Annotated in this window: 23 protein-coding genes; 18 read left to right on the forward strand and 5 right to left on the reverse strand. The window is 39.6% G+C overall.

Annotated elements, in window-relative coordinates:
- Window positions 1-512 precede the first annotated feature (512 nt).
- The 9 genes from BLS24_RS00015 to BLS24_RS00055 all read left to right on the forward strand — a co-directional run bounded on the left by BLS24_RS00015 (window position 513) and on the right by BLS24_RS00055 (window position 7,905).
- Entirely contained in the window at window positions 513-1,523 is a 1,011-nt protein-coding gene (locus BLS24_RS00015; RefSeq protein WP_091755391.1) for a virulence RhuM family protein, read from the forward strand.
- Between the two features lie 34 nt (window positions 1,524-1,557).
- Window positions 1,558-2,625, forward strand: a complete 1,068-nt coding sequence (locus BLS24_RS00020) for a DUF6077 domain-containing protein (RefSeq protein WP_278289638.1) — start codon at window positions 1,558-1,560, stop codon at window positions 2,623-2,625.
- Window positions 2,626-2,724: 99 nt separating this feature from the next.
- Window positions 2,725-3,573, forward strand: coding sequence for a hypothetical protein (locus tag BLS24_RS00025; protein WP_091755084.1), 849 nt, complete (start codon window positions 2,725-2,727; stop codon window positions 3,571-3,573).
- Between the two features lie 252 nt (window positions 3,574-3,825).
- A complete protein-coding gene (locus tag BLS24_RS00030; protein WP_091755085.1) occupies window positions 3,826-4,371 on the forward strand; it encodes a prolyl-tRNA synthetase associated domain-containing protein in 546 nt (181 codons plus the stop codon).
- 69 nt (window positions 4,372-4,440) lie between these two features.
- The gene (locus BLS24_RS00035) at window positions 4,441-5,223 is read left to right on the forward strand and encodes a GNAT family N-acetyltransferase (RefSeq protein WP_091755086.1); all 783 of its coding nucleotides are present in this window, start codon (window positions 4,441-4,443) and stop codon (window positions 5,221-5,223) included.
- Window positions 5,224-5,293: 70 nt separating this feature from the next.
- Window positions 5,294-5,446, forward strand: a complete 153-nt coding sequence (locus BLS24_RS00040) for a hypothetical protein (RefSeq protein WP_242872190.1) — start codon at window positions 5,294-5,296, stop codon at window positions 5,444-5,446.
- A 123-nt stretch (window positions 5,447-5,569) separates the two neighbouring features.
- Entirely contained in the window at window positions 5,570-6,127 is a 558-nt protein-coding gene (locus BLS24_RS00045) for an RNA polymerase sigma factor (protein ID WP_091755087.1), read from the forward strand.
- Window positions 6,124-7,134 carry a hypothetical protein gene (locus tag BLS24_RS00050; RefSeq protein ID WP_091755088.1) on the forward strand — a complete coding sequence of 337 codons (1,011 nt, stop codon included), beginning with the start codon at window positions 6,124-6,126 and terminating at the stop codon, window positions 7,132-7,134. The genes BLS24_RS00045 and BLS24_RS00050 overlap by 4 nt, the downstream gene beginning before the upstream one ends.
- 306 nt (window positions 7,135-7,440) lie before the next feature.
- Window positions 7,441-7,905 (forward strand): Hsp20/alpha crystallin family protein, encoded by a 465-nt coding sequence (locus BLS24_RS00055; RefSeq protein ID WP_072701424.1) that lies wholly within the window; start codon window positions 7,441-7,443, stop codon window positions 7,903-7,905.
- Between the two features lie 201 nt (window positions 7,906-8,106).
- Here the strand turns inward: BLS24_RS00055 and BLS24_RS00060 are convergent, their stop codons facing one another.
- From BLS24_RS00060 to BLS24_RS00070, 3 genes are read right to left on the reverse strand one after another with little or no spacing between them, the layout of a single operon-like run.
- Window positions 8,107-8,961 carry a histidine kinase dimerization/phospho-acceptor domain-containing protein gene (locus BLS24_RS00060; RefSeq protein ID WP_176764287.1) on the reverse strand — a complete coding sequence of 285 codons (855 nt, stop codon included), beginning with the start codon at window positions 8,959-8,961 and terminating at the stop codon, window positions 8,107-8,109.
- Window positions 8,943-9,602 (reverse strand): response regulator transcription factor, encoded by a 660-nt coding sequence (locus BLS24_RS00065; RefSeq protein WP_242872191.1) that lies wholly within the window; start codon window positions 9,600-9,602, stop codon window positions 8,943-8,945. The genes BLS24_RS00060 and BLS24_RS00065 overlap by 19 nt, the downstream gene beginning before the upstream one ends.
- Window positions 9,603-9,629: 27 nt before the next feature.
- Window positions 9,630-10,484, reverse strand: coding sequence for a TraX family protein (locus tag BLS24_RS00070; protein WP_091755091.1), 855 nt, complete (start codon window positions 10,482-10,484; stop codon window positions 9,630-9,632).
- Window positions 10,485-10,674: 190 nt separating this feature from the next.
- On the opposite strand from BLS24_RS00070, the gene BLS24_RS00075 reads away from it, so the two are divergent.
- Window positions 10,675-11,514: a metallophosphoesterase gene (locus BLS24_RS00075; protein ID WP_091755092.1), complete on the forward strand. Its 840-nt coding sequence runs from the start codon at window positions 10,675-10,677 to the stop codon at window positions 11,512-11,514.
- A 584-nt stretch (window positions 11,515-12,098) separates the two neighbouring features.
- On the forward strand, window positions 12,099-12,743 hold the full coding sequence (locus BLS24_RS00080; RefSeq protein WP_091755093.1) for a phosphatase PAP2 family protein: 645 nt from the start codon (window positions 12,099-12,101) through the stop codon (window positions 12,741-12,743).
- On the opposite strand, the gene BLS24_RS00085 is transcribed toward BLS24_RS00080, so the two are convergent.
- Entirely contained in the window at window positions 12,712-14,064 is a 1,353-nt protein-coding gene (locus BLS24_RS00085) for an MATE family efflux transporter (RefSeq protein ID WP_091755094.1), read from the reverse strand. The two genes, BLS24_RS00080 and BLS24_RS00085, sit on opposite strands and share 32 nt — an antisense overlap.
- Window positions 14,065-14,192: 128 nt before the next feature.
- On the opposite strand from BLS24_RS00085, the gene BLS24_RS00090 reads away from it, so the two are divergent.
- The 6 genes from BLS24_RS00090 to BLS24_RS00115 all read left to right on the forward strand — a co-directional run bounded on the left by BLS24_RS00090 (window position 14,193) and on the right by BLS24_RS00115 (window position 20,214).
- Window positions 14,193-15,107, forward strand: coding sequence for a LysR family transcriptional regulator (locus BLS24_RS00090; protein WP_091755095.1), 915 nt, complete (start codon window positions 14,193-14,195; stop codon window positions 15,105-15,107).
- A gap of 121 nt (window positions 15,108-15,228) precedes the next feature.
- Window positions 15,229-16,164, forward strand: coding sequence for a cysteine synthase A (gene cysK, locus BLS24_RS00095; protein WP_091755096.1), 936 nt, complete (start codon window positions 15,229-15,231; stop codon window positions 16,162-16,164).
- A 123-nt stretch (window positions 16,165-16,287) separates the two neighbouring features.
- Complete coding sequence (locus BLS24_RS00100) at window positions 16,288-17,190, forward strand: LysR family transcriptional regulator (protein WP_091755097.1); 903 nt, start codon at window positions 16,288-16,290, stop codon at window positions 17,188-17,190.
- Between the two features lie 116 nt (window positions 17,191-17,306).
- Window positions 17,307-18,131 (forward strand): sugar phosphate isomerase/epimerase family protein, encoded by an 825-nt coding sequence (locus BLS24_RS00105; RefSeq protein ID WP_091755098.1) that lies wholly within the window; start codon window positions 17,307-17,309, stop codon window positions 18,129-18,131.
- Window positions 18,118-19,017, forward strand: a complete 900-nt coding sequence (locus BLS24_RS00110; protein ID WP_091755099.1) for an alpha-hydroxy-acid oxidizing protein — start codon at window positions 18,118-18,120, stop codon at window positions 19,015-19,017. Before BLS24_RS00105 ends, BLS24_RS00110 begins: the two co-directional genes overlap by 14 nt.
- An 18-nt stretch (window positions 19,018-19,035) precedes the next feature.
- Window positions 19,036-20,214 (forward strand): iron-containing alcohol dehydrogenase, encoded by a 1,179-nt coding sequence (locus tag BLS24_RS00115; RefSeq protein WP_091755100.1) that lies wholly within the window; start codon window positions 19,036-19,038, stop codon window positions 20,212-20,214.
- On the opposite strand, the gene BLS24_RS00120 is transcribed toward BLS24_RS00115, so the two are convergent.
- Window positions 20,215-21,066 carry an AraC family transcriptional regulator gene (locus tag BLS24_RS00120; RefSeq protein ID WP_091755101.1) on the reverse strand — a complete coding sequence of 284 codons (852 nt, stop codon included), beginning with the start codon at window positions 21,064-21,066 and terminating at the stop codon, window positions 20,215-20,217.
- 128 nt (window positions 21,067-21,194) lie between these two features.
- Here BLS24_RS00120 and BLS24_RS00125 point away from each other — a divergent pair, with 128 nt between their 5' ends.
- Window positions 21,195-22,574, forward strand: coding sequence for an MATE family efflux transporter (locus tag BLS24_RS00125; RefSeq protein WP_242872192.1), 1,380 nt, complete (start codon window positions 21,195-21,197; stop codon window positions 22,572-22,574).
- Window positions 22,575-22,577 lie beyond the last annotated feature (3 nt).

Genomic DNA, 22,577 nt, shown 5'->3' on the forward strand with positions numbered 1-22,577 from the left:
TCATCACTTTTCGCATGGACGGCAGATATATGCTTTGTTGAGTAAGTGAATCTCATATCGATAGACAAGCCTTTTCACGAAGGCTTATTTTGCGTGGAATAAAGACTGTATTTGAGAATGGCTGATGTCTTTTAGCCGGAAACAATGATAAGATTTGTATAAATGGTGGCAGATTGAAATTCCACAGCCACCCGGACGCGACTTAGTTCACTCTGATGAAAATCGGTCTGAAGCCCAAACAAAAGGACAGATTTAGGATATATGAAGTCTGTTTTTTTGTTTGGTCTTACACCGATTGTTCACGTTACTATTTATCTTGCTTGATGATATTTTAACAAAATGTATAATTCATGCATAAAATAAGGACGACAGACATATTCATGTTTGTAGCTAACGATGTTAATGCGTGTGAATTTATGTTATGCTTTATTACAGAATTTATTTGCGGTCAAGATTTTTGACCGCAATATATATTTATAGAGACATGTTAAAAAATGAAAGGTTTGAAAAATATGGCCGAAGAGAAAGGTGAGATTTTAATATACAGCTCAGATGATGGAGTGACCAAGATAGATGTCAGACTTGAAGATGAGACAGTTTGGCTCACCCAACAGCAGCTAGCAGATCTGTATCATACAAGTAAATCCAATGTCAGCGAACACATCACAAATATATTCAAAGAGGGTGAGTTAGATGAATTGGCAACTGTTCGGAAATTCCGAACAGTTCAAATTGAAGGCGGAAGAAACGTTGAAAGAAACCTGCTTCATTATAATTTGGATATGATAATCTCTTTGGGGTATCGTATAACTTCAATAACCGCTACTAAGTTTCGTCAATGGGCAACAGCCAGGCTGAAGGAATATATGCAGAAAGGCTTCACAATGGATGACGAGCGCTTAAAGAACCTCGGCGGCGGTGGCTATTTCAAAGAGCTTCTTGAACGCATCAGAGATATCCGTGCATCTGAAAAGGTATTTTACAGGCAAGTCCTTGAAATATACGCTACAAGTGTTGATTATGATCCAAAGGCACAAACATCTATAGAGTTCTTCAAAAAAGTGCAGAATAAGATTCACTTTGCAGTTCACGGAGAAACTGCTGCTGAAGTTATATATCATAGGGTGGATGCAGAGAAGGAATTCATGGGACTTATGTCTTTTAAAGGTGATCAGCCTACTCTTGGGGAAGCCAAGATTGCCAAGAACTATCTGAACGAAAAAGAACTACGAGCAATGGGACAGATTGTATCTGGATACCTTGATTTTGCAGAAAGACAGGCAGAACGTGAGATACCAATGACTATGGACGATTGGGCAAGGCATCTGGATAATATCCTTACCATGAGCGGAGAAAAGCTCTTGGAGGGAAATGGTTCAGTAAGTCATCAAAAAGCAATAGACAAGGTAGAACAAGAGTATAAAAAGTATCAGGCTAAGACACTGAGTTCAGTAGAAAAAGATTATCTGGAGACTATAGAGTCTCTGGGAAAAATTGAAAGGAAAGGTCCCAAGCACAGCTAAGGGGGAATGATCAGTCAGAAGAATGAATGCAAGCATGTTAACGATATGGTCTATAGTAAGACTTATTATCTTTATGTTCATAGTACCTATGTGTATTGGACAACTGTTCAAATTTTTTTTGAAAAAAGAACTTAGAACCCTGGGCATTACCTTTTTACTTGGTTTTTTTATCTATTCGGGGATTGTTCAGATAATATCCATCTTATGTATTATGACCATTGCAGGCAAGCCTTATGCTTTTCAAACATGTTTCAAGTGGTGTCTTTTTGCGGTACTGTTATTCGCTGTGGCAGGTTGTTTTAGATTTGACAAGAAGATGTTGAAAAAGCCAGATATAAAGAGCCTTAGCATGGATACCAAGATCTTTTACGGAATATTTTTTGCACTTGTTGCTTTTCAAATGGTAATGGCGGTTATAACCCGGATTTTTGACGGCGACAACTCGTATTATGTCACTCAATCTGTAATCGCACAAAAAATGGGAGCAATGTATACCATAGATCCAAATAAAGGTGGTAGCATTATGCTTGATGGAAGGCATGCGCTTGCGGCTATTCCGATGTGGATAGCGTTTATTGCAAAAGCTGCAGGTGTACATTCGACAATTGTTGCCTATACAGTGTGGCCGGTTCTGATTATTCTACTGGCATATTTTATTTATCATGAGATAGCTAGAGTGCTATTTACAGATAAAATTGAGATGAGACCGATTTTCATGATCATTGTCAATATGCTTATGATTTTTGGAAATGTATCAATCTATACTCCGGCAACATTCTTTCTGATGAGGACATGGCAGGGAAAATCAATGCTTACAAGCATTGCCTTTCCGACTATCCTGTTGATATTTTTATGGATGTTTAAGGATACAGGTGAAGAAGAGAAGAAGCTTTCGCAGAAAGCGTCTCTCTGGGGACTGTTGGCACTGGTTAACATGTTTTCCGGAATGTGTTCAGAAATGGGAGTTGTGTTCGGAGCGGGACTTATTGCGCTACTGACACTTGTGTTGCTGTATTCTTCAAAGAGACTAACTGTCCTTTTAGGAGCATTTTGTTCTGTTATTCCAAATCTTGTTTATGTTGTACTATATAAGCTTATGTGAGGAGGAACCATCATGACGAAGTCATGATTTGGAATGGTTCCGACGACTTGGCTGGATTACGAAATAATCCTGCTGATACATATTTTACGAGGATGCTATATGTACGGAATTTTTAGGGAATGCCTAGTTGACCTTCAGAGATATGGTGGACTTGGAAACGGACGTAGCTGGATAATATTTTGGCTTCTTCTATTGATATCATCGATTTATCTTATAGTAAAAGAATCTGATGTAAGAAAGAAAATCATATTTGGAGTGATTCCGCTTGTTATAGTTGCAGGATTTCTTTTTCCTATAACAAAGAAGCTGTATGTTAAAGTGGCAAGACTTGAATCTGCCAATACATATTACAGAATCTTATGGATTATCCCAATGTATGTTACTATTGCTTACGCTTTTACCAAGTTTATTATGAGTATAAAAAGTTCGGTAAAAAAGCATATCGCAGTCGGCATTTTAGCTGTGGTTATTGCAATAACGGGTTCATGCGTATATGCAAATGAACACGTGTATCTGGTGGAAAATATATACCATTTGCCACAAAATGTGATAGACATATGTGACAGGATAAAGCCCACAGAGGATGAAGGAATAATAAGAGCTGCGTTTACTCCTGAACTTGTCTACTTTGTAAGACAATATGATCCCAATATACTGATGCCTTACGGAAGAGACTATGTTGATCATAATTATTACACCGGAGTTTTGAGAGTGATGAAGGAAGAGGAAATTGAAACCCAAGAGCTTTTGTATTATACAAGAGTGGATCTGGACAGATATATAATTCTTCCTACTAACAAAAGACTGGATGAAAAAATAACAAATTTTGACGTGAAGCTTGCCTACACCATAGACGGATATAATATTTATGAAGATATCCTGATAAGTGAGAACAGAGAAAAAGAAAGAGAAGATTACGTTACCATTAGAAAGAACATGTATGAATAATTATTCGCTTTTTTATGTAAAATAGGCTATTTTTGTATGTCACAGAAAAAGCGCATTGTCGATTATCTTTGAATATAGTTAACTATTGTAAAGCCATATTGAGGCAAATATGCTCTAATATGGCTTTTTATTTTGCCCGAAATCAGGTATGATTATTCATAAGTTGCCTGAAATGCTAGGTATGTGAAGAATTAGTATAGAAAAATTGAATTTGACTAATTTGCCAGCATTCAGCATTTGGAGGTTTTAAGTATGGAATTATTCATTGGAAGACCGGAAAACATTGAAGGGAGGCTCTCCAGAGAGGTTAGAGTCTATGACTATTTAGATAGCCTTGGAATAGAGTACCAGAGGGTGGATCATGAACCTGCCATGACTATGGAAGCATGTGAAGCGGTGGACGTGGCGCTGGGAACGCTGATGTGCAAGAATCTCTTTTTGTGCAACAGACAGAAAACGGCGTTCTATTTGCTTCTGATGCCCGGCGATAAGAAGTTTAAAACGAAGGAACTATCAAGCCAGATAAAATCAGCAAGGCTTTCTTTTGCGGAAGCTGAAGATATGCTAAAGTTCTTGGATATTGAGCCAGGGGCTGTGAGCGTGATGGGACTTATGAATGATAGTGAGTGTGGAGTAAGACTCCTTGTTGATGAGGATGTTAAAGAGGGGGAATATATAGGATGTCATCCCTGTGTTAACACTTCCAGCTTGAAGATAAAGACTGCAGATATTTTCGAAAAGTTCTTGCCGGCAGTTGGACATGAGGCGGAAATTGTGCATCTTGTAGGGGAAGATTGAGGGAATGTGGCCTAAGAGATTTGTGGATTGTGTTTCTTTGGATGAAGCAATTGGAATGATGGAGAGAGTATGAACAAACAAGAGATCATCAGTAAATTAGAAGATTTCCCTTATAATCGCGATGAATACTGGATAATAGCTGGAAGTGCCATGGTTCTATACGGAATCAGAGAGCAAACTCATGATATAGATATGGGATGCACGTCAAAGATGGCAGATCAACTTGCGGCAGATGGCTACTCATTTTCTTTAACAGAAAGCGGCAATAGGAAGTTTCAAATTGGGGAAAAAATAGAAGTTTTTGAGAACTGGATCAAAGATACAATTGATATGGTTGATAACGTTCCGGTAATCTCAATAAAAGGCCTCATCGAGATGAAGCAGGAACTTGGGCGAGACAAGGATAAAAAAGACATTGCGTTAATCAAGGACTATTTGAGCACTAGGGTTAAGCTTGTTGATAACATATTGAAGCCGGAGGATTTTGTTAGACTCAGAGTCGTTACTGGTTTTGCAGATATTCCAGTAGAGCATGCAAGAAAGGCATTACAGAACGGCCTTATAAATGTTTCCGCCGTGAAAGACGGTGAACTAATAGGAATGGGCAGACTTGTTGGTGATGGAGCAATGTATTGGTATCTGCAGGAAATAGTGGTTTTACCTGAATATCAAGGTATGGGTATAGGAACCATGATTGTTGACCATCTTGTAGATTATGCTGTGAAGAATTCTTCTACAGGAAGGTTTACGACTATTGGCGGAGTTTCGGCTAAGGGAAAAGAAGGGTTTTATCAGAAGCTTGGATTTGAAGTGATACCTAATGGTATAAGAAAGATGATAGAGACATGCTAAAAAATGAAAGGTTTGAAAAAATATAGCCGGAGAGAAAGGTGAGTTTTAAATATACAGCTCAGATGATGGAGTGACCAAGATAGATGTCAGACTTGAAGATGAGGCAGTTTGGCTCACTCAGCAGCAACTAGCAGATCTGTATCATACAAGTAAATCCAATGGCAGCGAGCACATAACTAATATATTCAAAGAGGGTGAGTTATTCAGGAAAAGCCTTGCATAGACAGGGCTTTTCTTTATGTGCCGTATTTGATGTTGAATACTAAAAAAGTTTTCATGGACAGAAATATTTTTGTTTTATTTGCGGCTATATAGATAGAAGACATATTTTAAGGAGAAGACTTACGTGGAGGACACTCATATTATTGAACTTTATTTCAAGAGAGATGAAGCTGCATTGCAGGAGACCAATGTCAAATATGGTGCTTACTGTTTCCGTATTGCTAAGAATATCCTCGAAAGTAGAGAAGATTCAGAAGAATGCGTAAATGACACATGGGGGCAGGCATGGAAAAGAATCCCACCTACAGTTCCCGAATCGTTAAAAGCTTTCCTGGGAAAAATCGTAAGGGATATTTCGCTTAGCAGGTACAGGTCCAATCATGCAAAAAAGCGCTTTAATGCTATGGTCGTGATGTTGGAAGAACTTGATAGTTGTCTGCCTTCAGATTTTGACATGGAGGAAATATATGAAAAGAAGCAGCTGGCAGATCTGATCAACGCCTTTCTTGGAACAATTCCAAAAGAAGACCGGATACTGTTCGTAAGAAGATACTACTACGGAGATTCGGTGAAAGATCTGGCTCATGATTATGGATGTCGTGAAAACTATATTTCGCAGCGTATGTTGAAACTCCGAAGAAAACTAAGAATATGTCTTCAAGAAAAGGGGTGTAACAAATGACAGCTGAAAATTTATACGAAGCCATATCCGAAATCAGTTCGCAGTACATTGAAGAAGCTGATATACGCTTTGTAAACAAAAGAAAAACTTGGAAAAGGGGTTTAGCCGCAGCAGCCTGTTTGCTTCTATGCTTTTCACTTTCAGTACCGGCCCTTGCAGCCGCTGATAATAGTATTGCCTACGAATTGCTTTATTCCGTATCACCAGCGTTTGCTCAGAAACTAAAGCCTGTCCGAGAAATATGTGAGGACAATGGAATAAAAATGGAAGTTATTGCAGCAAAACTTGAAGGAGACACCGTGAATATACTTATGGCCATGCAGGATATGACTGGAAACCGCATAACGGCATCTTCAGACCTTATGGACAGCTATTCAATCTACACACCATATGATCAGACTGCAGGCTGTCACCTTGAAAAGTTCGATAGCGAAACCGGAACGGCATTATGGGCAATTACAATAGATCAAGACGAAAGCAAATTAAAGCCTGGCGATAAGATTACCTTCTCTGTAAGTGAGATCCTTAGCAAAAAGGAACACACTGAAATGGCACTGGAGTCAATTGTTATCACTGATATTAGAGAAGCTAATAATTTTGCCATAGATCCTCAGATTAGAGGATGTGCCGGATATTACGATGAAAATGATATCGAATCAACACCGCTGCTTTTTCCAGATAGAACTGGTTATCAGTTATGTGATGGAGTAACGCTTACAGGTACAGGGCTGGTTGACGGCAAACTTCACATACAGGTAAAGTATGATGATATCCTTAATACAGATAATCACGGATATGCATATCTGAAGAGCTCTTCCGGAGAAATCATAAATTACAATTACAGCGTGGCTTTTTGGGCTGACAATAACGCTGATAGTTATGAAGAGTATGTTTTTGATATCGCCTTCGAAGAATTTGCAGGTTGCGAAGTAATGGGTGAATTTTGGACTTGTAACAACGCTCCTATAGAAGGATCGTGGCAGGTTACGTTTCCAATATCACAATGAATTCATAGAGAAAAAGGTCTTGTCAGCTATTGAATGCACGATATTTTTGGGGGATGAATACACGGAGCTATACACCCAGGCAATTAAGAACTGCTTACAGATATTAATTCTGTATTGAAGAATACAATATCTTTTTATCTGAATTAGCACTCTAGGTTGACGAGTGCTAATTTTGGTGTTATACCATAAGTAGAACAAAGGAACAGAGAAGACCGTTAGGACTTAGAGGTTCCAATGATCCAAACCCTCCGTCCCAATGCTCAATAACAGTTAACAAATTGTTTTTGTGCAAAGGAGGTAAGCATTATGTTAGCACCTAGTATTTTTGAAGAGAATTTTATTGATGATCTGTTCGGATTCCCTTACATGAAGGAATTTGGCAACATGGAACATGACATGGAGCGTAAGCTCTATGGCAGAAAAGCATCAAGGATGATGAAGACTGATATCCGGGAAAAAGATGATAATTATGAGATTTCAGTAGACCTTCCTGGATTCAAGAAAGAAGACATTACAGTAGAACTTGATAATGGCTACATCACCATCAATGCTTCTAAGAATCTTGACAAGGATGAAAATAACAAAAAAGGTAAACTCCTCAGACAGGAACGTTATGCAGGATCTATGACAAGAAGCTTCTATGTTGGCGAGAATGTTGAAAAAGAAGATGTCGATGCAAATTACAGACATGGTGTTCTCAATCTGACGATTCCTAAAAAGGCGATAGAGAAAAAAATCCCGGAAAAGAATCTGATTGCCATTGAAGGCTAATACATAATATCACTCTTTCAGCCCTCCACTACTCATATAGTAGTGGAGGGCCTTTTCAATTTTATAGTAGTTCGATATTTAAACCCAAAAGCAATTATTGCATGTCCTTAAGAATTTGTATAAGGACATTGACTTTCATGTTGATGGTTCGATGGTCTATTTTTCTTGTACTAAGTAGCATGTATATATCCTCATTTGCCGCTACTTTTCAAGAATATCTAGAACGCTCAGGGCAATCTTTTCAGAATTACGAACTATGGCTTCAAGGCTTTCCTTGGACTCTTCATCGCAGTCTTTTTCCATGAGAAGATCTGCGTTTCCTCTGGTGACAGTCAGGGGAGTCTTGAGGTCATGGGCTATCTGAGCCATCTGAGCCTTTGAATCCTGTTCTTTTTTCCATTTATCTTCCATGGTGGCAACAAGCTCTTTGTGCATGCCTTCAGTTGCAATATTTATCTGATCAAGCTCGTAGATGCCTGTGTTTATGGCTGATGCGCTAAGGTCTTGTCTTTTTAGACTCTCTGTATAATCAAATACTTTTCCAAGGCTACTCTTGATCTTTTTGACCAAAACCACAGTTGGAATCAGCACTTCCAAAAGGTATGCAAGGGCTAAGCCAAAAAGGATCAGGTACTCGTAAGGTGCACTTACGCAGTAGTGGATAAATGCGCTTCTATCTACAGCGTCCATACGCAGATAAACATCCTGTCCTTTAAGCATTCTGCCATTTTCTGGACTTGACTCCTTGGCGAATTTACGAAGGGCCTTCTCCTTAGAAGATGACACCTTAACTAAGATTTCTTTTCCATCAGCTGAGATCACAATAATATCTGCCCCTTCTGGGAAAAGAGCTGTGTTTATCTCGCCGCTTTCCTGGCAATCAATGATCCAGGCTTCCACCGCTTTTTCTACATTATCTGCGGCATAAGAGCTTTCTCCTTTAAGGAAGAAAGAAATAAACATGATAGCAACGAGAGTAGTAAATCCAATCAACACGCAGACAATTGCAATATAAATGCCAATCATACGGCTTATAGTCATGCTTCTTTTTTCCATCTGTAACCAATTCCCCATACTGTTTCAATAACGCTTCCTGCGTATGATAGCTTTCTTCTAAGATTCTTGATGTGCTCAGTTACTGCTGATTCATCGCCATCCTTATCAAAGCCATAGATCTTTTCATAAATCTGTTCCTTGGAAAAGACCTGTCCCTTGTTCCGCACAAGGAGCATAGCGATGTCAAATTCGCTCTTGGTAAGAGATAGCTCTTTGCCATTAACCTGGACAAGCCTAGAGTCAGGATAAATACTGATATTTCCATCCTTGATGCAGGCACTGTGATCACGCTTATCACGTCTTATGTGGGCGGCGACCCTGGCTCTAAGCTCAGCGATGGCGAAAGGCTTTCTGATATAATCGTCAGCGCCAATGGACAGACCATAGATAACGTCTTCTTCAAGGGCCTTGGCACTTAAGAAGATGATGGGAGCATCAGTCTTGTCACGGATACTACTTAAAAGAGAATATCCATCTTCGCCAGGCATCATCACATCCGTGATCAAGAGGTCGAAGTCTGCAAGGTTTTCTGGAACCTCCTCAAAGGGCCTGTGCACTGTTGTCACTTCATAATCTGAAGAGAGCACCTTTTTTATTAGTATCAGTATGTCTTTTTCGTCATCAATAACTAGTAATTTCATTAAAATCGTCCCCATAGGGTGTTAGTTTTAGAATAATGCATAGGCAATAAGAGAGATGCCATATAACACGTAGATGTGGGCTGGGTAAAAGAGGTAAAAGAACCTTGAATTCCCATGGCCACGCTCTCCATTATAGCAGAGCATGAATATAGCTGAAAAGGCTGACATCCATTCATAGGCTTCAAATATAAGAGTGTGAACATTAAATGATCCAATAGCAAGTGTCACAAGTCCAATTCCGTACAAGAGCTCAAAGATAACGAAAGCGTAGATTCTTGCGTTCTTGTTTTTGCAAAAACTAAACAGATATAGGATCACGCCTTCAATAAGTGTAAGAGTTCCGCCATCCTGGATCATGGTATGAAGTGGAAGAATCGTGAAGTTGATCAGGCTTGCAATGATGTTAACTGTATGGTTATCTGTATATGGTATATATACAAAGTAAATAAAGAGATATGGCAGTATAACTGGGATTACAACGGCTAGAATTCCAATTAAGAATTTCTTTTGTCTGATAAGTTCAATTCCCATAAGCACTACTAGAAGTACCACAAAGCTTGAAAGCATAGCGTTTGCAGGTATGAAACCATCGCCTCTTACTGCAAAGTCAAGTACATTGTAAAAGCCAAATCGTAAGAGACCCATGATTATTGAGATAGAGTAGATCTTAAGAAAATATCTCTTTTTGTCATGTGTGTGGGTGAAGCCTTCTATGAGGCAGAACAGGAATAAAGGAGCTGCCAGTCTGCCGAGCCATGAGAACCAAATAGGAATCATGCCTGTATATTCAAAAAAGTAGTGAATGTGGTCTAACACCATAAATATAAGAGCCAGGTATTTTAATTCAAATCCTGTGAGACCTTTTTTAAGTAAGTTTTTCATTTTGATTTCCTCCATGCATTTCGTTTTCTATGGTTAGAAGGATATCAGGCAATTATAAGGAATTTATAAGGATATTTAAAAATATTTGGCATATGTGTGTTTGCTGGGACATTTCCCTGCTCCAGGCTGTATTATTAGTAGTGATCTTCGTTGATCTTGAAGAAGATAAAGATGATAGGAATGAGTTGAAATGAAAAAAGGTAAGGTAAAAAAGATTGTAAAATTTTTGATTTCTATACTGCTGGTGCTGATCGGAGTTACAGCATGGTTTGAAGTTCCGGTTACTGAGCAGATCAGCATTGACGGTGACGGTAAGATAGATGGACCTGTGAGATTTGCGCTGGTCACTGATCTGCATTCTTGTTACTATGGTAAGAACCAGTCACAGCTGACTTCTATGCTGGAAAAAGGAAATGTGGATGCAGTTCTTTTATCTGGAGATATTTTTGATGACAAGATTGATGATGATAACACCAAGGCATTAATAGAGGCGATTGCACCTAAGTACCCATGCTATTATGTGACGGGCAATCACGAGTATTGGAGTAAGAGAGAAAAAGAGATGAAGGCGTACCTTGAATCACAAGGTGTAGTGGTACTTGAGGGGGATTCAAGTACAATCGAGATAAGAGGAAACATCATAGATATCTGCGGAGTTGATGATCCCACCTACATGACAGAAGAAGAGTGGACAGCTCAGCTAGATGGCGCAGATGCTGCTTCCGACAGCAATCACTACAGGATTCTCTTATCCCACAGACCGGAAAGGGTTTATGTATATGAGAGGTATTCTTTTGACCTTGTTGTTTGCGGACACGCCCACGGCGGGCAGTGGAGAATTCCTTTCACAAAGATGGGAGTAATGGCTCCTGATCAGGGGCGTTTCCCAAAGCTTGTTGAAGGCACTTATGAAATGGAAAATGGTTCTGTGATTGTCATCAGCAGGGGGCTGGCCCGTGAGAGTACGCCATATCCGAGATTTTTCAATCATCCGGAAATTGTGATGATCGAGATTGATAGCACAAAGTGACAAAATTTTTTGGCAGCCACTTTCTATACATTTTGTGTAAAGAACCAAATAGAAATTGTTATTTTTAGATGGACTAATTATGTCCATGCTGAGTTGTATTGTGTTTACATACTAGAGGTTTGGACGTAGGAGAAACCATACATGAGATAACCGGTGTCAAATATTAAAATATTAGACACCGGTTTTTTAATGCAGTAAAATAGCTCCATGGGCAGTGACGAATATAAGTGCCACTAATGAATAGCAAATCTACGTCTGAATAGAGGCATTTTTAAATAAGACGTATAGTTATTTCGATGAGTTACGCCAATAGCGAAATTTCTTCTGATTAGACGTAGTTTATTGCCAATATATTACGTATGGATAATAATTGTTTTGAAAGAGACGTAATTGGTTAATCAAAACTACGTATTATTCTGGCTTATTGTGTAAAAAGACTTAAAATGGAAACTAAAATTACGTCTTATACCATGAAAGAACAAATAAGACGTAAAAGACAAGAATTAATTAAAAATCAGGAACCAGCTAAAAAACAAGAACAAATTACAGGCCTTGGCCTGTGTAGTTAGAAAAGAGGAGAAACAATGAAGAAAAGAAATAGTTTAGTACAGGGGATCATTTATTTAGCATTATTCGTAGTGCTGATAATACTAGTTAAGACAGTGGATGTGGCAGCAATTGGCCCAGAGGGAACATCAATTGGTCTGTCACATATCAATCAGACAGTGCATGAAGTCTTTGGAATCAATATGTTTTGGTACAAGCTTACAGAGGTATTTGGAATACTTGCACTCTTAGTTGTAGCCATATTTGCAGTAATGGGACTTGTGCAGCTCATTAAGAGAAAGAGCATCGCAAAGGTAGATAGAGAGATCCTTTGTCTTGGCGGTGTGTATGCTGTGACTCTGGCTACTTATGCACTTTTTGAGAAGGTTGTCATCAACTACAGACCTATCATTGAAGAGGGAGCTGAGCATGTAGAAGCGTCATTTCCTTCATCACATACAATGCTGATAGTAACAGTATTTGCGACACTTACATTTGTAATCGGAGAGTATGTTAAGGCTGACAAGCTTCAGGGACTTATCAGAATAGTGAGCCTTGTGATCGTATGCCTTACAATTGTTGGAAGACTTGTATGCGGAGTTCACTGGTTTACAGATATCCTTGGGGGATGCCTTATCAGCCTTTGTTTTATTAACTTATTTGATCATTTTTTGAGGAAATAACTACATAATATGTGATCATTAGCATTATGAATGCGCCTATCCATGCGGATACTTCGGAGAGGGCAATGCCTCTAAAGCTTGCTCGTCCAATAGTGAAGCATACGGTTAGGCGCATTATTACTTCTAGGGCGCCTGAGAGCATAGGCACGAAGGTGTTGCCAAGGCCCTGAACTGAGTAGCGATATACAAAGAGCCATCCAAGGGCAAAGAGGCTTATTCCAAGGATAGGAAGGAAGTCTTTGCAGTAGGAGATGATCTCAGGGTCACTAAGGAATATCCTTGCAAGCTGCTCTGGGAAAAGAATCTGAACACTAGCAAGGGGGATATTTAAGACAGTAGCTAGTAACAGACCTTGTCTTACGCCTTTCCTTATCCTGTCATACTTGCCAGCGCCCATATTCTGGCCTACAAAGGTCATCATAGAAAGACCTGCTGACATGCCGAACTGCTCAAATAGTGAAGCAAACTTCATGCAGGCAGAATAGGCAGCCACATAGCCACTTCCCATAAGGTTTACAAAATACTGAAGGATGATTCCGCCGGCAGCAGTTATGGAGTTCATAAATGCAACGGGGATACCGATCTTAACAAGTTCAAAGGTAATATTCTTGCCATTAACTTCAGCATCTGAATAATTCTTTTTATCAAATATATCTATCATCTTGATCTTGTAGAAGCAGTAGATAAATGAAAAGAGCTGTGCAAGAACTGTAGCTATAGCTGCTCCTGCAACGCCAATTCCAAGTCCCATAACAAGGAAGATATCCATGACGATATTTGCAAGAGAAGAGATGATCATTGCTGACAGCGGAGTTTTGCTATCTCCAAGGGATTGAAGGATTGTGATCACAAGATTATTAAGGACAGTGATCACGATTCCTATGAGGATGATCACAAAGTATATATAAGCATCATCTATGATGTCAGCAGGAGTCTGCATGAACTTAAGCATTGATCTAAGGGCTAGAATGCATACAACTGATAATACAAGTGAAATGCCGATGCAGAGTCTTTTGGCAGCAGATATATAGGCTCTTAGCATGGCATGATCTTCACGTCCAAAGCACTGTGCAAAGAGAATGCCAAAGCCTCTTGTCATACCCACTACAAAGCCAAGAATAAGAAAGTTTAAAGTTCCAGATGCTCCAACTGCAGCAAGGGCCTTATCTGAGATCCCTTTACCAACTATGATGCTGTCTACAAGGCTATAAACTTGCTGAAAGAGATTCCCCCATAAAAGAGGAATAAAAAACAGTACTATCTGTTTAAAACTGTTTCCTGAAGTCATGTTCTGAGTTTTGCTTTCGGATGATCTTGGCATTTTAGTTTCCTTCTTTTTTTAAATATAATGAATAAATCATAGCAAATAATAATGAGAAATGCTCGAATTTTCTATAGGAATAAGGCATAATAAATCTTGAAGATTTTGAACTTACAGGAGTAAAAATCATGAATATAGTACAGATCAAATATGTATTAGAGGTAGCTACCTCTTCTTCCATGAGAGAAGCTGCCAGCAAACTTTATGTATCACAGCCAGCCATTTCAGCTAGTATCAAGGAGCTTGAGGATGAGCTGGGATTTCTTATTTTTGAGAGAACTAACAAGGGAATCTCTTTAACTGACGCAGGAAGAGAATTTATTTCCTATGCCAAAAAGGCCGTTGCTCAGTACGAGATCTTAGAGGATAGATATATTTCTAAGGATAGTGACAAAGAAAGGTTCTCTGTATCTACTCAGCACTATAACTTCTCTATTAAGGCTTTTACTGATGTTATCAAGAAAAGTGATCCGGAGAAGTTTGTTTTTGCTATTCATGAGACCAAGACAAGAGAAGTTTTGGAAGATGTCAGATCCCTTAAGAGTGAAGTCGGAATAATCTCTTTTTCTGGGGCCAATGAGAGCATCATGAAAAAGCTCTTTAAGGAATATCAGCTTGTATTCACACCTCTTATGAGGAGAGAGACTTTCGTCTATGTATGGAAAGACCACGAACTTGCTGGTAGAAAGAGTATCTCTATAGAAGAGATGAGGGATTATCCATGTGTTTCTTTTGACCAGACTGATGATAACAGTAATTTCTATCTGACAGAGGAGGCTTTGGCAGACTATGACTTTCCAAAGATGATAAAGTCAGATGACAGAGCGACCACAATGGAGATCATTGCTGAGCTTGGGGGCTATTCAATTGGTTCAGGTATGCTTACAGGTGACGACGTTATCCTTGGAGGTATGGTGGCCATCAAGCTTGAGGAGGAAGATCCTCTTACGATTGGCTATATCACTAGAAAAGGAAGCGTTCTTTCTTCGTATGGAGAAGCCTATGTAGAGGAACTTCTTAAGTATAAGGAGATCTGTGGGTGATAAGAAATCTTTAACTCTAACGATAAGGATTGTTTAATTTAATTTATGAGATGGACGTGTTAGTATCATATCATCAAATAACGGATACGAAATCAAATCAAGATAAATGGAGGAAAAAACAATGGCAGACATCAAGGAAAGCGCATTAGAACTTATCGGGGGAACACCACTTCTTAAGCTTAACGGCTATAGCAAGAAAGCAGGAGTTACAAATGCAACACTTCTTGCAAAGCTTGAGTATTTAAATCCAGCAGGATCAGTTAAAGACAGAGTAGCTCTTAGCATGATCGAGGATGCTGAAAAGAGTGGTAAGTTAAAACCAGGGGCAACAATCATCGAGCCTACTTCAGGAAATACAGGAATTGGTCTTGCAGCAGTTGCAGCAGCTAAGGGATACAAAGCAATCCTTACACTGCCAGATACAATGAGTGTTGAGAGAAGAAATCTTCTCAAGGCATACGGCGCAGAGATCGTTCTTACAGAAGGTGCCAAGGGAATGAAGGGAGCAATTGCCAAGGCAGAAGAGCTCAATGGTCAGATTGAAGGATCGATCATTCTTGGTCAGTTTGTAAACCCAGCTAACCCAGCAGTACACAAAGCTACAACTGGTCCTGAGATCTGGAAGCAGACAGATGGTAAGGTAGACATCTTTGTAGCTGGTGTAGGTACAGGCGGAACAGTTACTGGCGTAGGTGAATACTTAAAAGAGCAGAATCCTAACGTTAAGGTTGTTGCTGTAGAGCCAGCAACCAGCCCAGTTCTTTCACAGGGCACAGCAGGACCTCACAAGATTCAGGGAATTGGTGCAGGATTTGTTCCTGATACACTTAACACCAAAGTCTATGATGAAGTAATCGCTATCGAAAACGACGATGCATTTGCAGAAGGTAAGAGATTTGCTGTTTCTGAAGGTATCCTCGTAGGTATTTCATCAGGTGCTGCTCTTAAGGCTGCTACTATCCTTGCAGAAAGAGAAGAAAACAAGGGTAAGAATATCGTAGTTCTTTTACCAGATTCTGGTGATAGATATCTTTCCACACCACTATTTGCCGACTAATATATATTCTTTGAACATCCATAGACTGTTCATAATCTATTGCTCCGAAGCTCATTTGCCCCGGAGCAATAATTTTATGTTATTATGTTAAAAATACTTTTTTGCGTTAAAGGGGTAATGCACATGACTATATTACAGCTTAAGTACGTTATTGCCATAGATGAGGAGTGCTCAATGAGAAAGGCAGCGGATAGGCTCTATGTTTCGCAGCCTGGTCTTTCTAGTGCAGTTAGAGATCTTGAAAATGAGATTGGAATTCAGATCTTTGAAAGAGTTCATAATGGTGTTGTCACAACGCCTGCTGGCTCTAGCTTTATTGCCTATGCAAGACATGCTGTAGAGCAGTTTGAGAAGGTTGAAGAAAAGTACTTAAATTCTAGGACTGAGAAGCCTACATTTTCTGTATCTATGCAGCATTATACTGTGGCTGTTAATGCATTTATCGATACTGTCAAGGAATATGACCTTGAGGAGTATCAGTACTTTATCAGAGAGACTCAGACCAGTGAAGTTATTGAGGACGTTAAGACCATGAGAAGTGAAGTTGGTGTTATTGCCCTTTCTGACTTTAACAAGAATACATTTAAAAAGGTCTTTGTAGACGCATCCCTTGAATTTCATGAGCTCTTTACCCGTGACACTTATGTATATATGAGAAAAGACCATCCACTTGCAGGTAGTGATGAGATTTCCCTCGAGGATCTCAAGGACTATCCTTGCATGGTATTTGATCAGGGAGACAACAACTCTTTTTACTACAGAGAAGAAGCCCTTGCTACTTACGATTATAAGAAGGTCATCAGCACCAACGAAAGAGCTACATCAATCGAGCTCATGCTGGGACTTAATGGCTACGCAGTTGGCGCTGCTATGCTTGGAGACAGCCTTAACGAATCTGAACTTACAGCAATTAAGCTAAAAGAGGATGAGACACTTACCTTTGGCTACATCACCAGAAAAGGCAGTGAGCTTTCTGAAATGGGACAGGCATTTGTGGAAAAGCTTGAAAAACACAAAGAAGATTGATAGACAAAAATCGGTCAAAATATAAAAATAATCTGCTAGTTTTTTGTCTCTTGTTTTTATAACATTAATTTGTAGTGTTGTTTTTTGCATTTTGAAGCTTGAAAACAGGAGACAAAATGAGACTAGGAACATCTTCACCACTTGTATATGATTCTGCTGTTCATTGGGCTGACAATCAGATAAAGCTTGGCTGCAAGACAGTGGTTTTCCCGGTTCAGAGCAGTGAACCAGAGTCAAAGATAATCGAATATAAAGAAGCTGCTGATAAGGCTGGACTTTCAGTAGCAGAAGTCGGAATATGGAGGAATGCTCTTTCCTCAGATTCACAAGAGAAAAAACAGAATATTGATTACTGCGTAGAGCAGCTAAGACTTGCAGATTATGTTGGAGCAAGGTGCTGCGTTAACGTAGCCGGAACTACAGGCCCTATCTGGGACGGTGCTTATAAAGAAAACTTTTCTGATGATATGCGAAAAGACATAGTGAGCATGGTTCGGGAGATCATTGACAGGGCGGATGTTAAAAATACCTTTTTTACCTTAGAGCCTATGCCTTGGATGGTGCCAACTAGCCCCAAGGACTATTTAAGACTTATTGAGGAAGTGGATAGGGACCGCTTTGCAGTTCATATGGATGCTATCAACATGATAAATTCCATAGACAGATATTTTAATGCCAAGGAATTTATTGATGAGTGCGCAGAACTCTTAGGAAACAGAATAAGGAGCTGTCACATCAAGGATGTGCACCTTAGCCCCGAGTTTACGGTAAGGCTAGAAGAGTGTGCGCCAGGGCAGGGAGAGTTCCCACTTAGATATTATGCAGAGAAGATGAATGCCATAGATTCAGATATGCCGGTTATCTTGGAACATCTTAAGACCGACGAAGAATATTACAAGTATATGGAGTACTTAAAGGAGGAGCTAAATGGCCTATACTAGAGAGTTTGACGCAAATATTATTACACAAAAGTACATGGATTCTATTCTTATAGAACCAAGGTATATTGACTCCAAGGTGGCTGACACTACTATAGATTTCTTTGGAGAGGCTTTTTCCATGCCGGTTATGACACCAGCTTTTTCTCACCTTGGAAATTACAATGGAAGGACACATAACGGACTTGAAGAGTATTCCATGGCTGCTAAAGAGGTAAATATCCTTAATTTTTGCGGAATGATGGAAAATGATCAGTTTAAGAGGATTGCTGATACTGGGGCCAAGACCGTTAGAATAGTTAAGCCCTACGCTGATAATGGCAAGGTCCGTGACCAGTTTCAATTTGCCAAGGAAGTTGGTGCTTTTGGAATAGGAATGGACATAGACCATATCTTTGGAGAGAACGGATATGATCTTGTTGTTGGGGAAGATATGACCTTCCAGACAGCTGATATGCTGAGATCTTACGTTGAAATGACAGATCTACCTTTTGTAGTCAAAGGTGTTTTGAGTGTGGCTGATGCTGTTAAGTGCGCTGATATCGGAGCTAAGGCTATTATCGTAAGCCATCATCATGGACGAATCCCATATGCTATTCCGCCTATGATGGCTCTTCCTAAGATAAAAGAGGCTTTGAAGGGTAGGAATGTCAAGATAATCGTAGACTGCGGAATTGAGTCGGGAGCTGATGTGTTCAAAGCCCTTGCCCTTGGAGCAGATGCAGCAGCTGTAGGTAGATCAATGCTTCCATCCCTAGAAAGCGAAGGAACAGAAGGAGTTAAGAAGTTCATTGAAGGCCTTGGCCGAGACTTGAGATATCTTATGAGCTCTACTGGCTTTTCAAAGGTTTCAGATATTGATGATTCTGTAATTCATTTTATGAAATAATTTAAAACGGAGGTATTTATGGATAACTTTACTTTTTATTCACCAACTTTTTTTGCATTTGGTAAGGATACAGAAAATGACGCCGGTAAATATGTTAAGCGCTTTGGCGGCAGTAAGGTTCTTATCCATTACGGCGGCGGAAGTGTAGTAAGATCAGGACTTTTGGATAGGGTAAAAAAATCCTTGGAGGTAGCAGGCATTTCTTTTGTTGAGCTTGGTGGTGTTAAGCCAAACCCTAGAAGCGGCCTTGTATACGAAGGAATTGAACTCTGTAAAAAGGAGTCAGTTGATTTTGTCCTTGCTGTTGGCGGCGGAAGTGTGATCGATTCATCAAAGGCTATAGCAGCAGGAACTGTTTATGGCGGCGATTTCTGGGATTTTTATTCTGGAAAGAGAATTGAAGAGGCTCTTCCAATTGGAACCATTCTTACCATTGCGGCAGCAGGTAGTGAAGGAAGCCCTGATTCAGTTATTACCAAAGAAGAGGGAATGTTTAAAAGGGGCGCTAGCGGAGATGCCATCAGACCTAAGTTTAGTATCTTGAACCCTGCACTTACACAGACCCTTCCTCCATATCAGACAGCAGCAGGTATCACAGATATCCTTGCGCATCTTCATGAGAGATATCTTACTAATACCAAAGATGTTGAGGTTACAGACAGACTTATTGAAGGTCTTATGCTTACTATGATCCATGAGGCTCCAAGAGTAATAGCAGATCCCAATAATTATGAGGCAAGAGCAAATATCATGTGGGCTGGAATGATGGCTCACAACAACGCAGTTGGTGTTGGTAGGAGTCAAGACTGGAATAGCCACAACATAGAGCATGAGCTTTCAGCTCTTTATGACTGTGCCCACGGAGCTGGCCTTGCAGTTACTATGCCTGCGGTATTTAAGTATGTCTACAAGCATGATGTAATGCGTTTTGCTAAGCTTGCTACTCGTGTTTGGGGATGCCAGATGGATTTTGATAACCCAGAAGCTACTGCTCTTGCTGGAATTGCATGCCTTGAGAATTTCCTTAAGAGTATTGGAATGCCACTTTCTTTTGCAGAGCTTGGAGCAAAGGAAGAAGATATTCCAAAGCTTGTTGATGTTCTCTGCAATGGAGATGGCAGAACAGGTAGTATCTCAGGTTTTGTAACCCTTGATACTAAAGACTGCACAGAAATTTATAAGATGATGGTGAGATGATCACTGCTTGTAGAGCTTTCTATAATCCCTTGGTGAATAGCCGGTTATATCATGGAAGATCTTGTTAAAAGCAGTAGTTGACTGGAAGCCTGCCTGGAATGCGCACTCTGTGATGGACATATTTTCATCAAGCAGGAGTGATGCAGCGCTCTTAACACGTATATTTGCAAGATATGCTGGGAAAGATATGTTCATATGCTGTTTAAAGAGCTTTGAAAAATAGTAGGTGCTAAGGCCAATCTCTTTTGCTACCTCTGATTGAGTGATGTTGTCAGAGGAGTTCTCTATGATATAGTTACAGGCAGCATGAATGTATTTCCAGCTTCCTTTTCTGGTAACGGAATCTTCGGACGCATTCTTTTTGGCTTTATCAAGGACGTGGTTGCCGATCTTTAATAAGATGTCATAGATACACAGCTTACACTGAGTCTCTGAAAGGGGCTCAGAAAGTTCGTGTATCTTTTTTATTTCCAGGATCTTCTTGGTTATATATTTGGCAAGCTCAGGCTCCTCTGTAGCTGAAATGTAATGACAGGTATACAGGAATCTAGAGATTGATACAAGGTCCAAGCTGTTCTCGATGATAGCAGATGAGAACTGGATGAAAAGAGCTCCATTTTCAGGAATGGATATTGTCTCATGAATCTGGTGAGGCCATATCAAAAGGGCATCTCCTTTTTTTAGCTCGTAGGAGACGTCATTTACGCGGTATTTACAGCCGTCCCTTAATATAATGGTAAATTCTGCAGCATTGTGCCAATGAGGCGGATAGGTCACAGGACATCCGTTTTTTACAACGTATATGTTTGAAGGTGTATCAAATTGTATTTTTTCTTTTCTTGCGTTTCCCATAAATCAATCATAACAAAAATTGGGCAAAAATTGGCAAAAAATATATATCAATTTAAAAAGATACAGGACTAGAATGATACTACAAATGTAGGTAATATCAGCATTTTTGTATGTGGAGTGGGATTATTATGAAAAGAAAAGAGATCGATTTTACACAGGGAAGTCCATTGAAACTTATACTTTCCTTCTACTGGCCACTACTACTTACCAGTATGTTGCAGCAGTTTTACAATTTTGCAGATACCTGGATAGTAGGCAAAGGCCTTGGAGACAATGCCCTTGCTGCTGTAGGTAACATGGGATCGCTATTTTTCCTTATTGTTGGTTTTTCCTTTGGACTTGCTAATGGTTTCGCTGTTCTGGTAGCTCAGAGCTACGGAGCCAAAGATATTGAGACTTTAAAGCACAGATTTGCAGGAGTAATAGAGCTTGGTATTGTATTAGCGGCTTTTTTGTCTGTTAGTAGCGTTTTGTTTTTGCCTCATGCCCTGAGACTTTTGAGAACAGATGAACTTATCTTTGCTGATAGCTTAAAGTATGGATACATTGTATTTGGCGGACTTTCAGCTGGCATATGCTACAATATTTCTGGAGCGATACTAAGGGCTTTGGGAGATAGCAGAACACCTCTTAAGGCTATTATCATTTCTTCAATATTAAATCTTTCTTTGGATAGCCTATTTATCTTTAAGCTTCACATGGGAGTTGAGGGTGCAGCCATCGCAACGCTGTGCTCACAGGTTATTTCATCCATTATTTGTATTAACAGCCTAAGGAAGATGGAAGTTCTAAAACTCCAAAAAGAGTATTTCAAAAATGAAAAGAAAATATTTTTTGACCTGTTAAAAAATGGTATTCCAATGGCGCTTATGAACTCTATCACAGCCATAGGCTGCATGGTGGTTCAGTACTTTGTAAATGGATTCGGAGTTGTATATACAGCAGCTTATGCAGCTTGTAGCAAGTACTTAAATCTTTTCATGAATCCGGCAACAACAGCTGGAAATGCCATGAGCGCATACACAAGCCAAAATTACGGTGCAGGTAGATATGACAGGATAAAAGAAGGCTTTAAGGTATGCCTTGGAATAGCGCTTACTGCATATGCCATCCTTGGTTCTATCATGGTGTTTATTCCAGATAAGCTTGCTGCGATCCTTTTATCAGGTGAGGAGCAGATAGGCCTTGTGTGCCTGTTCCTTCCTAGATGCGGCATAATGATGATCTTTTTAAATATCTTATTTGTTGTTAGGAGTGCAGTACAAGGAATGGGTAAGCCTATGCTTCCTATGCTTTCCGGTATTTTGGAAATGATACTTAGAACCTTTGTCATTTCTTTCTTCATAGGAAGGATTGGATTTAAGGCTACAGCTTATACAGAGATAAGCGCATGGCTCGGAGCACTTGCTGTAAATGGGTATGCACTTTACATCTCACTTATGCCACTATTAAAGGCTGATAAGGATACTTGCAAAGACAGCAGGATCATTATAGATAATCACGCATAATAC

The sequence above is a fragment of the Butyrivibrio sp. INlla18 genome (assembly GCF_900103635.1).
GTDB lineage: Bacteria > Bacillota > Clostridia > Lachnospirales > Lachnospiraceae > Butyrivibrio.

Excerpts from the sequence above, each read along its gene's own strand:
- BLS24_RS00105 (WP_091755098.1), top strand. The coding sequence starts at position 17,307 with ATGAGACTAGGAACATCTTCACCACTTGTATATGATTCTGCTGTTCAT.
- BLS24_RS00115 (WP_091755100.1), top strand. The coding sequence starts at position 19,036 with ATGGATAACTTTACTTTTTATTCACCAACTTTTTTTGCATTTGGTAAG.
- BLS24_RS00025 (WP_091755084.1), top strand. The coding sequence starts at position 2,725 with ATGTACGGAATTTTTAGGGAATGCCTAGTTGACCTTCAGAGATATGGT.
- BLS24_RS00065 (WP_242872191.1), bottom strand. The coding sequence starts at position 9,602 with ATGAAATTACTAGTTATTGATGACGAAAAAGACATACTGATACTAATA.
- BLS24_RS00030 (WP_091755085.1), top strand. The coding sequence starts at position 3,826 with ATGGAATTATTCATTGGAAGACCGGAAAACATTGAAGGGAGGCTCTCC.
- BLS24_RS00020 (WP_278289638.1), top strand. The coding sequence starts at position 1,558 with ATGTTAACGATATGGTCTATAGTAAGACTTATTATCTTTATGTTCATA.
- BLS24_RS00015 (WP_091755391.1), top strand. The coding sequence starts at position 513 with ATGGCCGAAGAGAAAGGTGAGATTTTAATATACAGCTCAGATGATGGA.
- BLS24_RS00110 (WP_091755099.1), top strand. The coding sequence starts at position 18,118 with ATGGCCTATACTAGAGAGTTTGACGCAAATATTATTACACAAAAGTAC.
- BLS24_RS00080 (WP_091755093.1), top strand. The coding sequence starts at position 12,099 with ATGAAGAAAAGAAATAGTTTAGTACAGGGGATCATTTATTTAGCATTA.
- BLS24_RS00125 (WP_242872192.1), top strand. The coding sequence starts at position 21,195 with ATGAAAAGAAAAGAGATCGATTTTACACAGGGAAGTCCATTGAAACTT.
- BLS24_RS00060 (WP_176764287.1), bottom strand. The coding sequence starts at position 8,961 with ATGGAAAAAAGAAGCATGACTATAAGCCGTATGATTGGCATTTATATT.
- BLS24_RS00075 (WP_091755092.1), top strand. The coding sequence starts at position 10,675 with ATGAAAAAAGGTAAGGTAAAAAAGATTGTAAAATTTTTGATTTCTATA.
- BLS24_RS00055 (WP_072701424.1), top strand. The coding sequence starts at position 7,441 with ATGTTAGCACCTAGTATTTTTGAAGAGAATTTTATTGATGATCTGTTC.
- BLS24_RS00070 (WP_091755091.1), bottom strand. The coding sequence starts at position 10,484 with ATGAAAAACTTACTTAAAAAAGGTCTCACAGGATTTGAATTAAAATAC.
- BLS24_RS00090 (WP_091755095.1), top strand. The coding sequence starts at position 14,193 with ATGAATATAGTACAGATCAAATATGTATTAGAGGTAGCTACCTCTTCT.
- cysK (WP_091755096.1), top strand. The coding sequence starts at position 15,229 with ATGGCAGACATCAAGGAAAGCGCATTAGAACTTATCGGGGGAACACCA.
- BLS24_RS00035 (WP_091755086.1), top strand. The coding sequence starts at position 4,441 with ATGAACAAACAAGAGATCATCAGTAAATTAGAAGATTTCCCTTATAAT.
- BLS24_RS00100 (WP_091755097.1), top strand. The coding sequence starts at position 16,288 with ATGACTATATTACAGCTTAAGTACGTTATTGCCATAGATGAGGAGTGC.
- BLS24_RS00120 (WP_091755101.1), bottom strand. The coding sequence starts at position 21,066 with ATGGGAAACGCAAGAAAAGAAAAAATACAATTTGATACACCTTCAAAC.
- BLS24_RS00050 (WP_091755088.1), top strand. The coding sequence starts at position 6,124 with ATGACAGCTGAAAATTTATACGAAGCCATATCCGAAATCAGTTCGCAG.
- BLS24_RS00085 (WP_091755094.1), bottom strand. The coding sequence starts at position 14,064 with ATGCCAAGATCATCCGAAAGCAAAACTCAGAACATGACTTCAGGAAAC.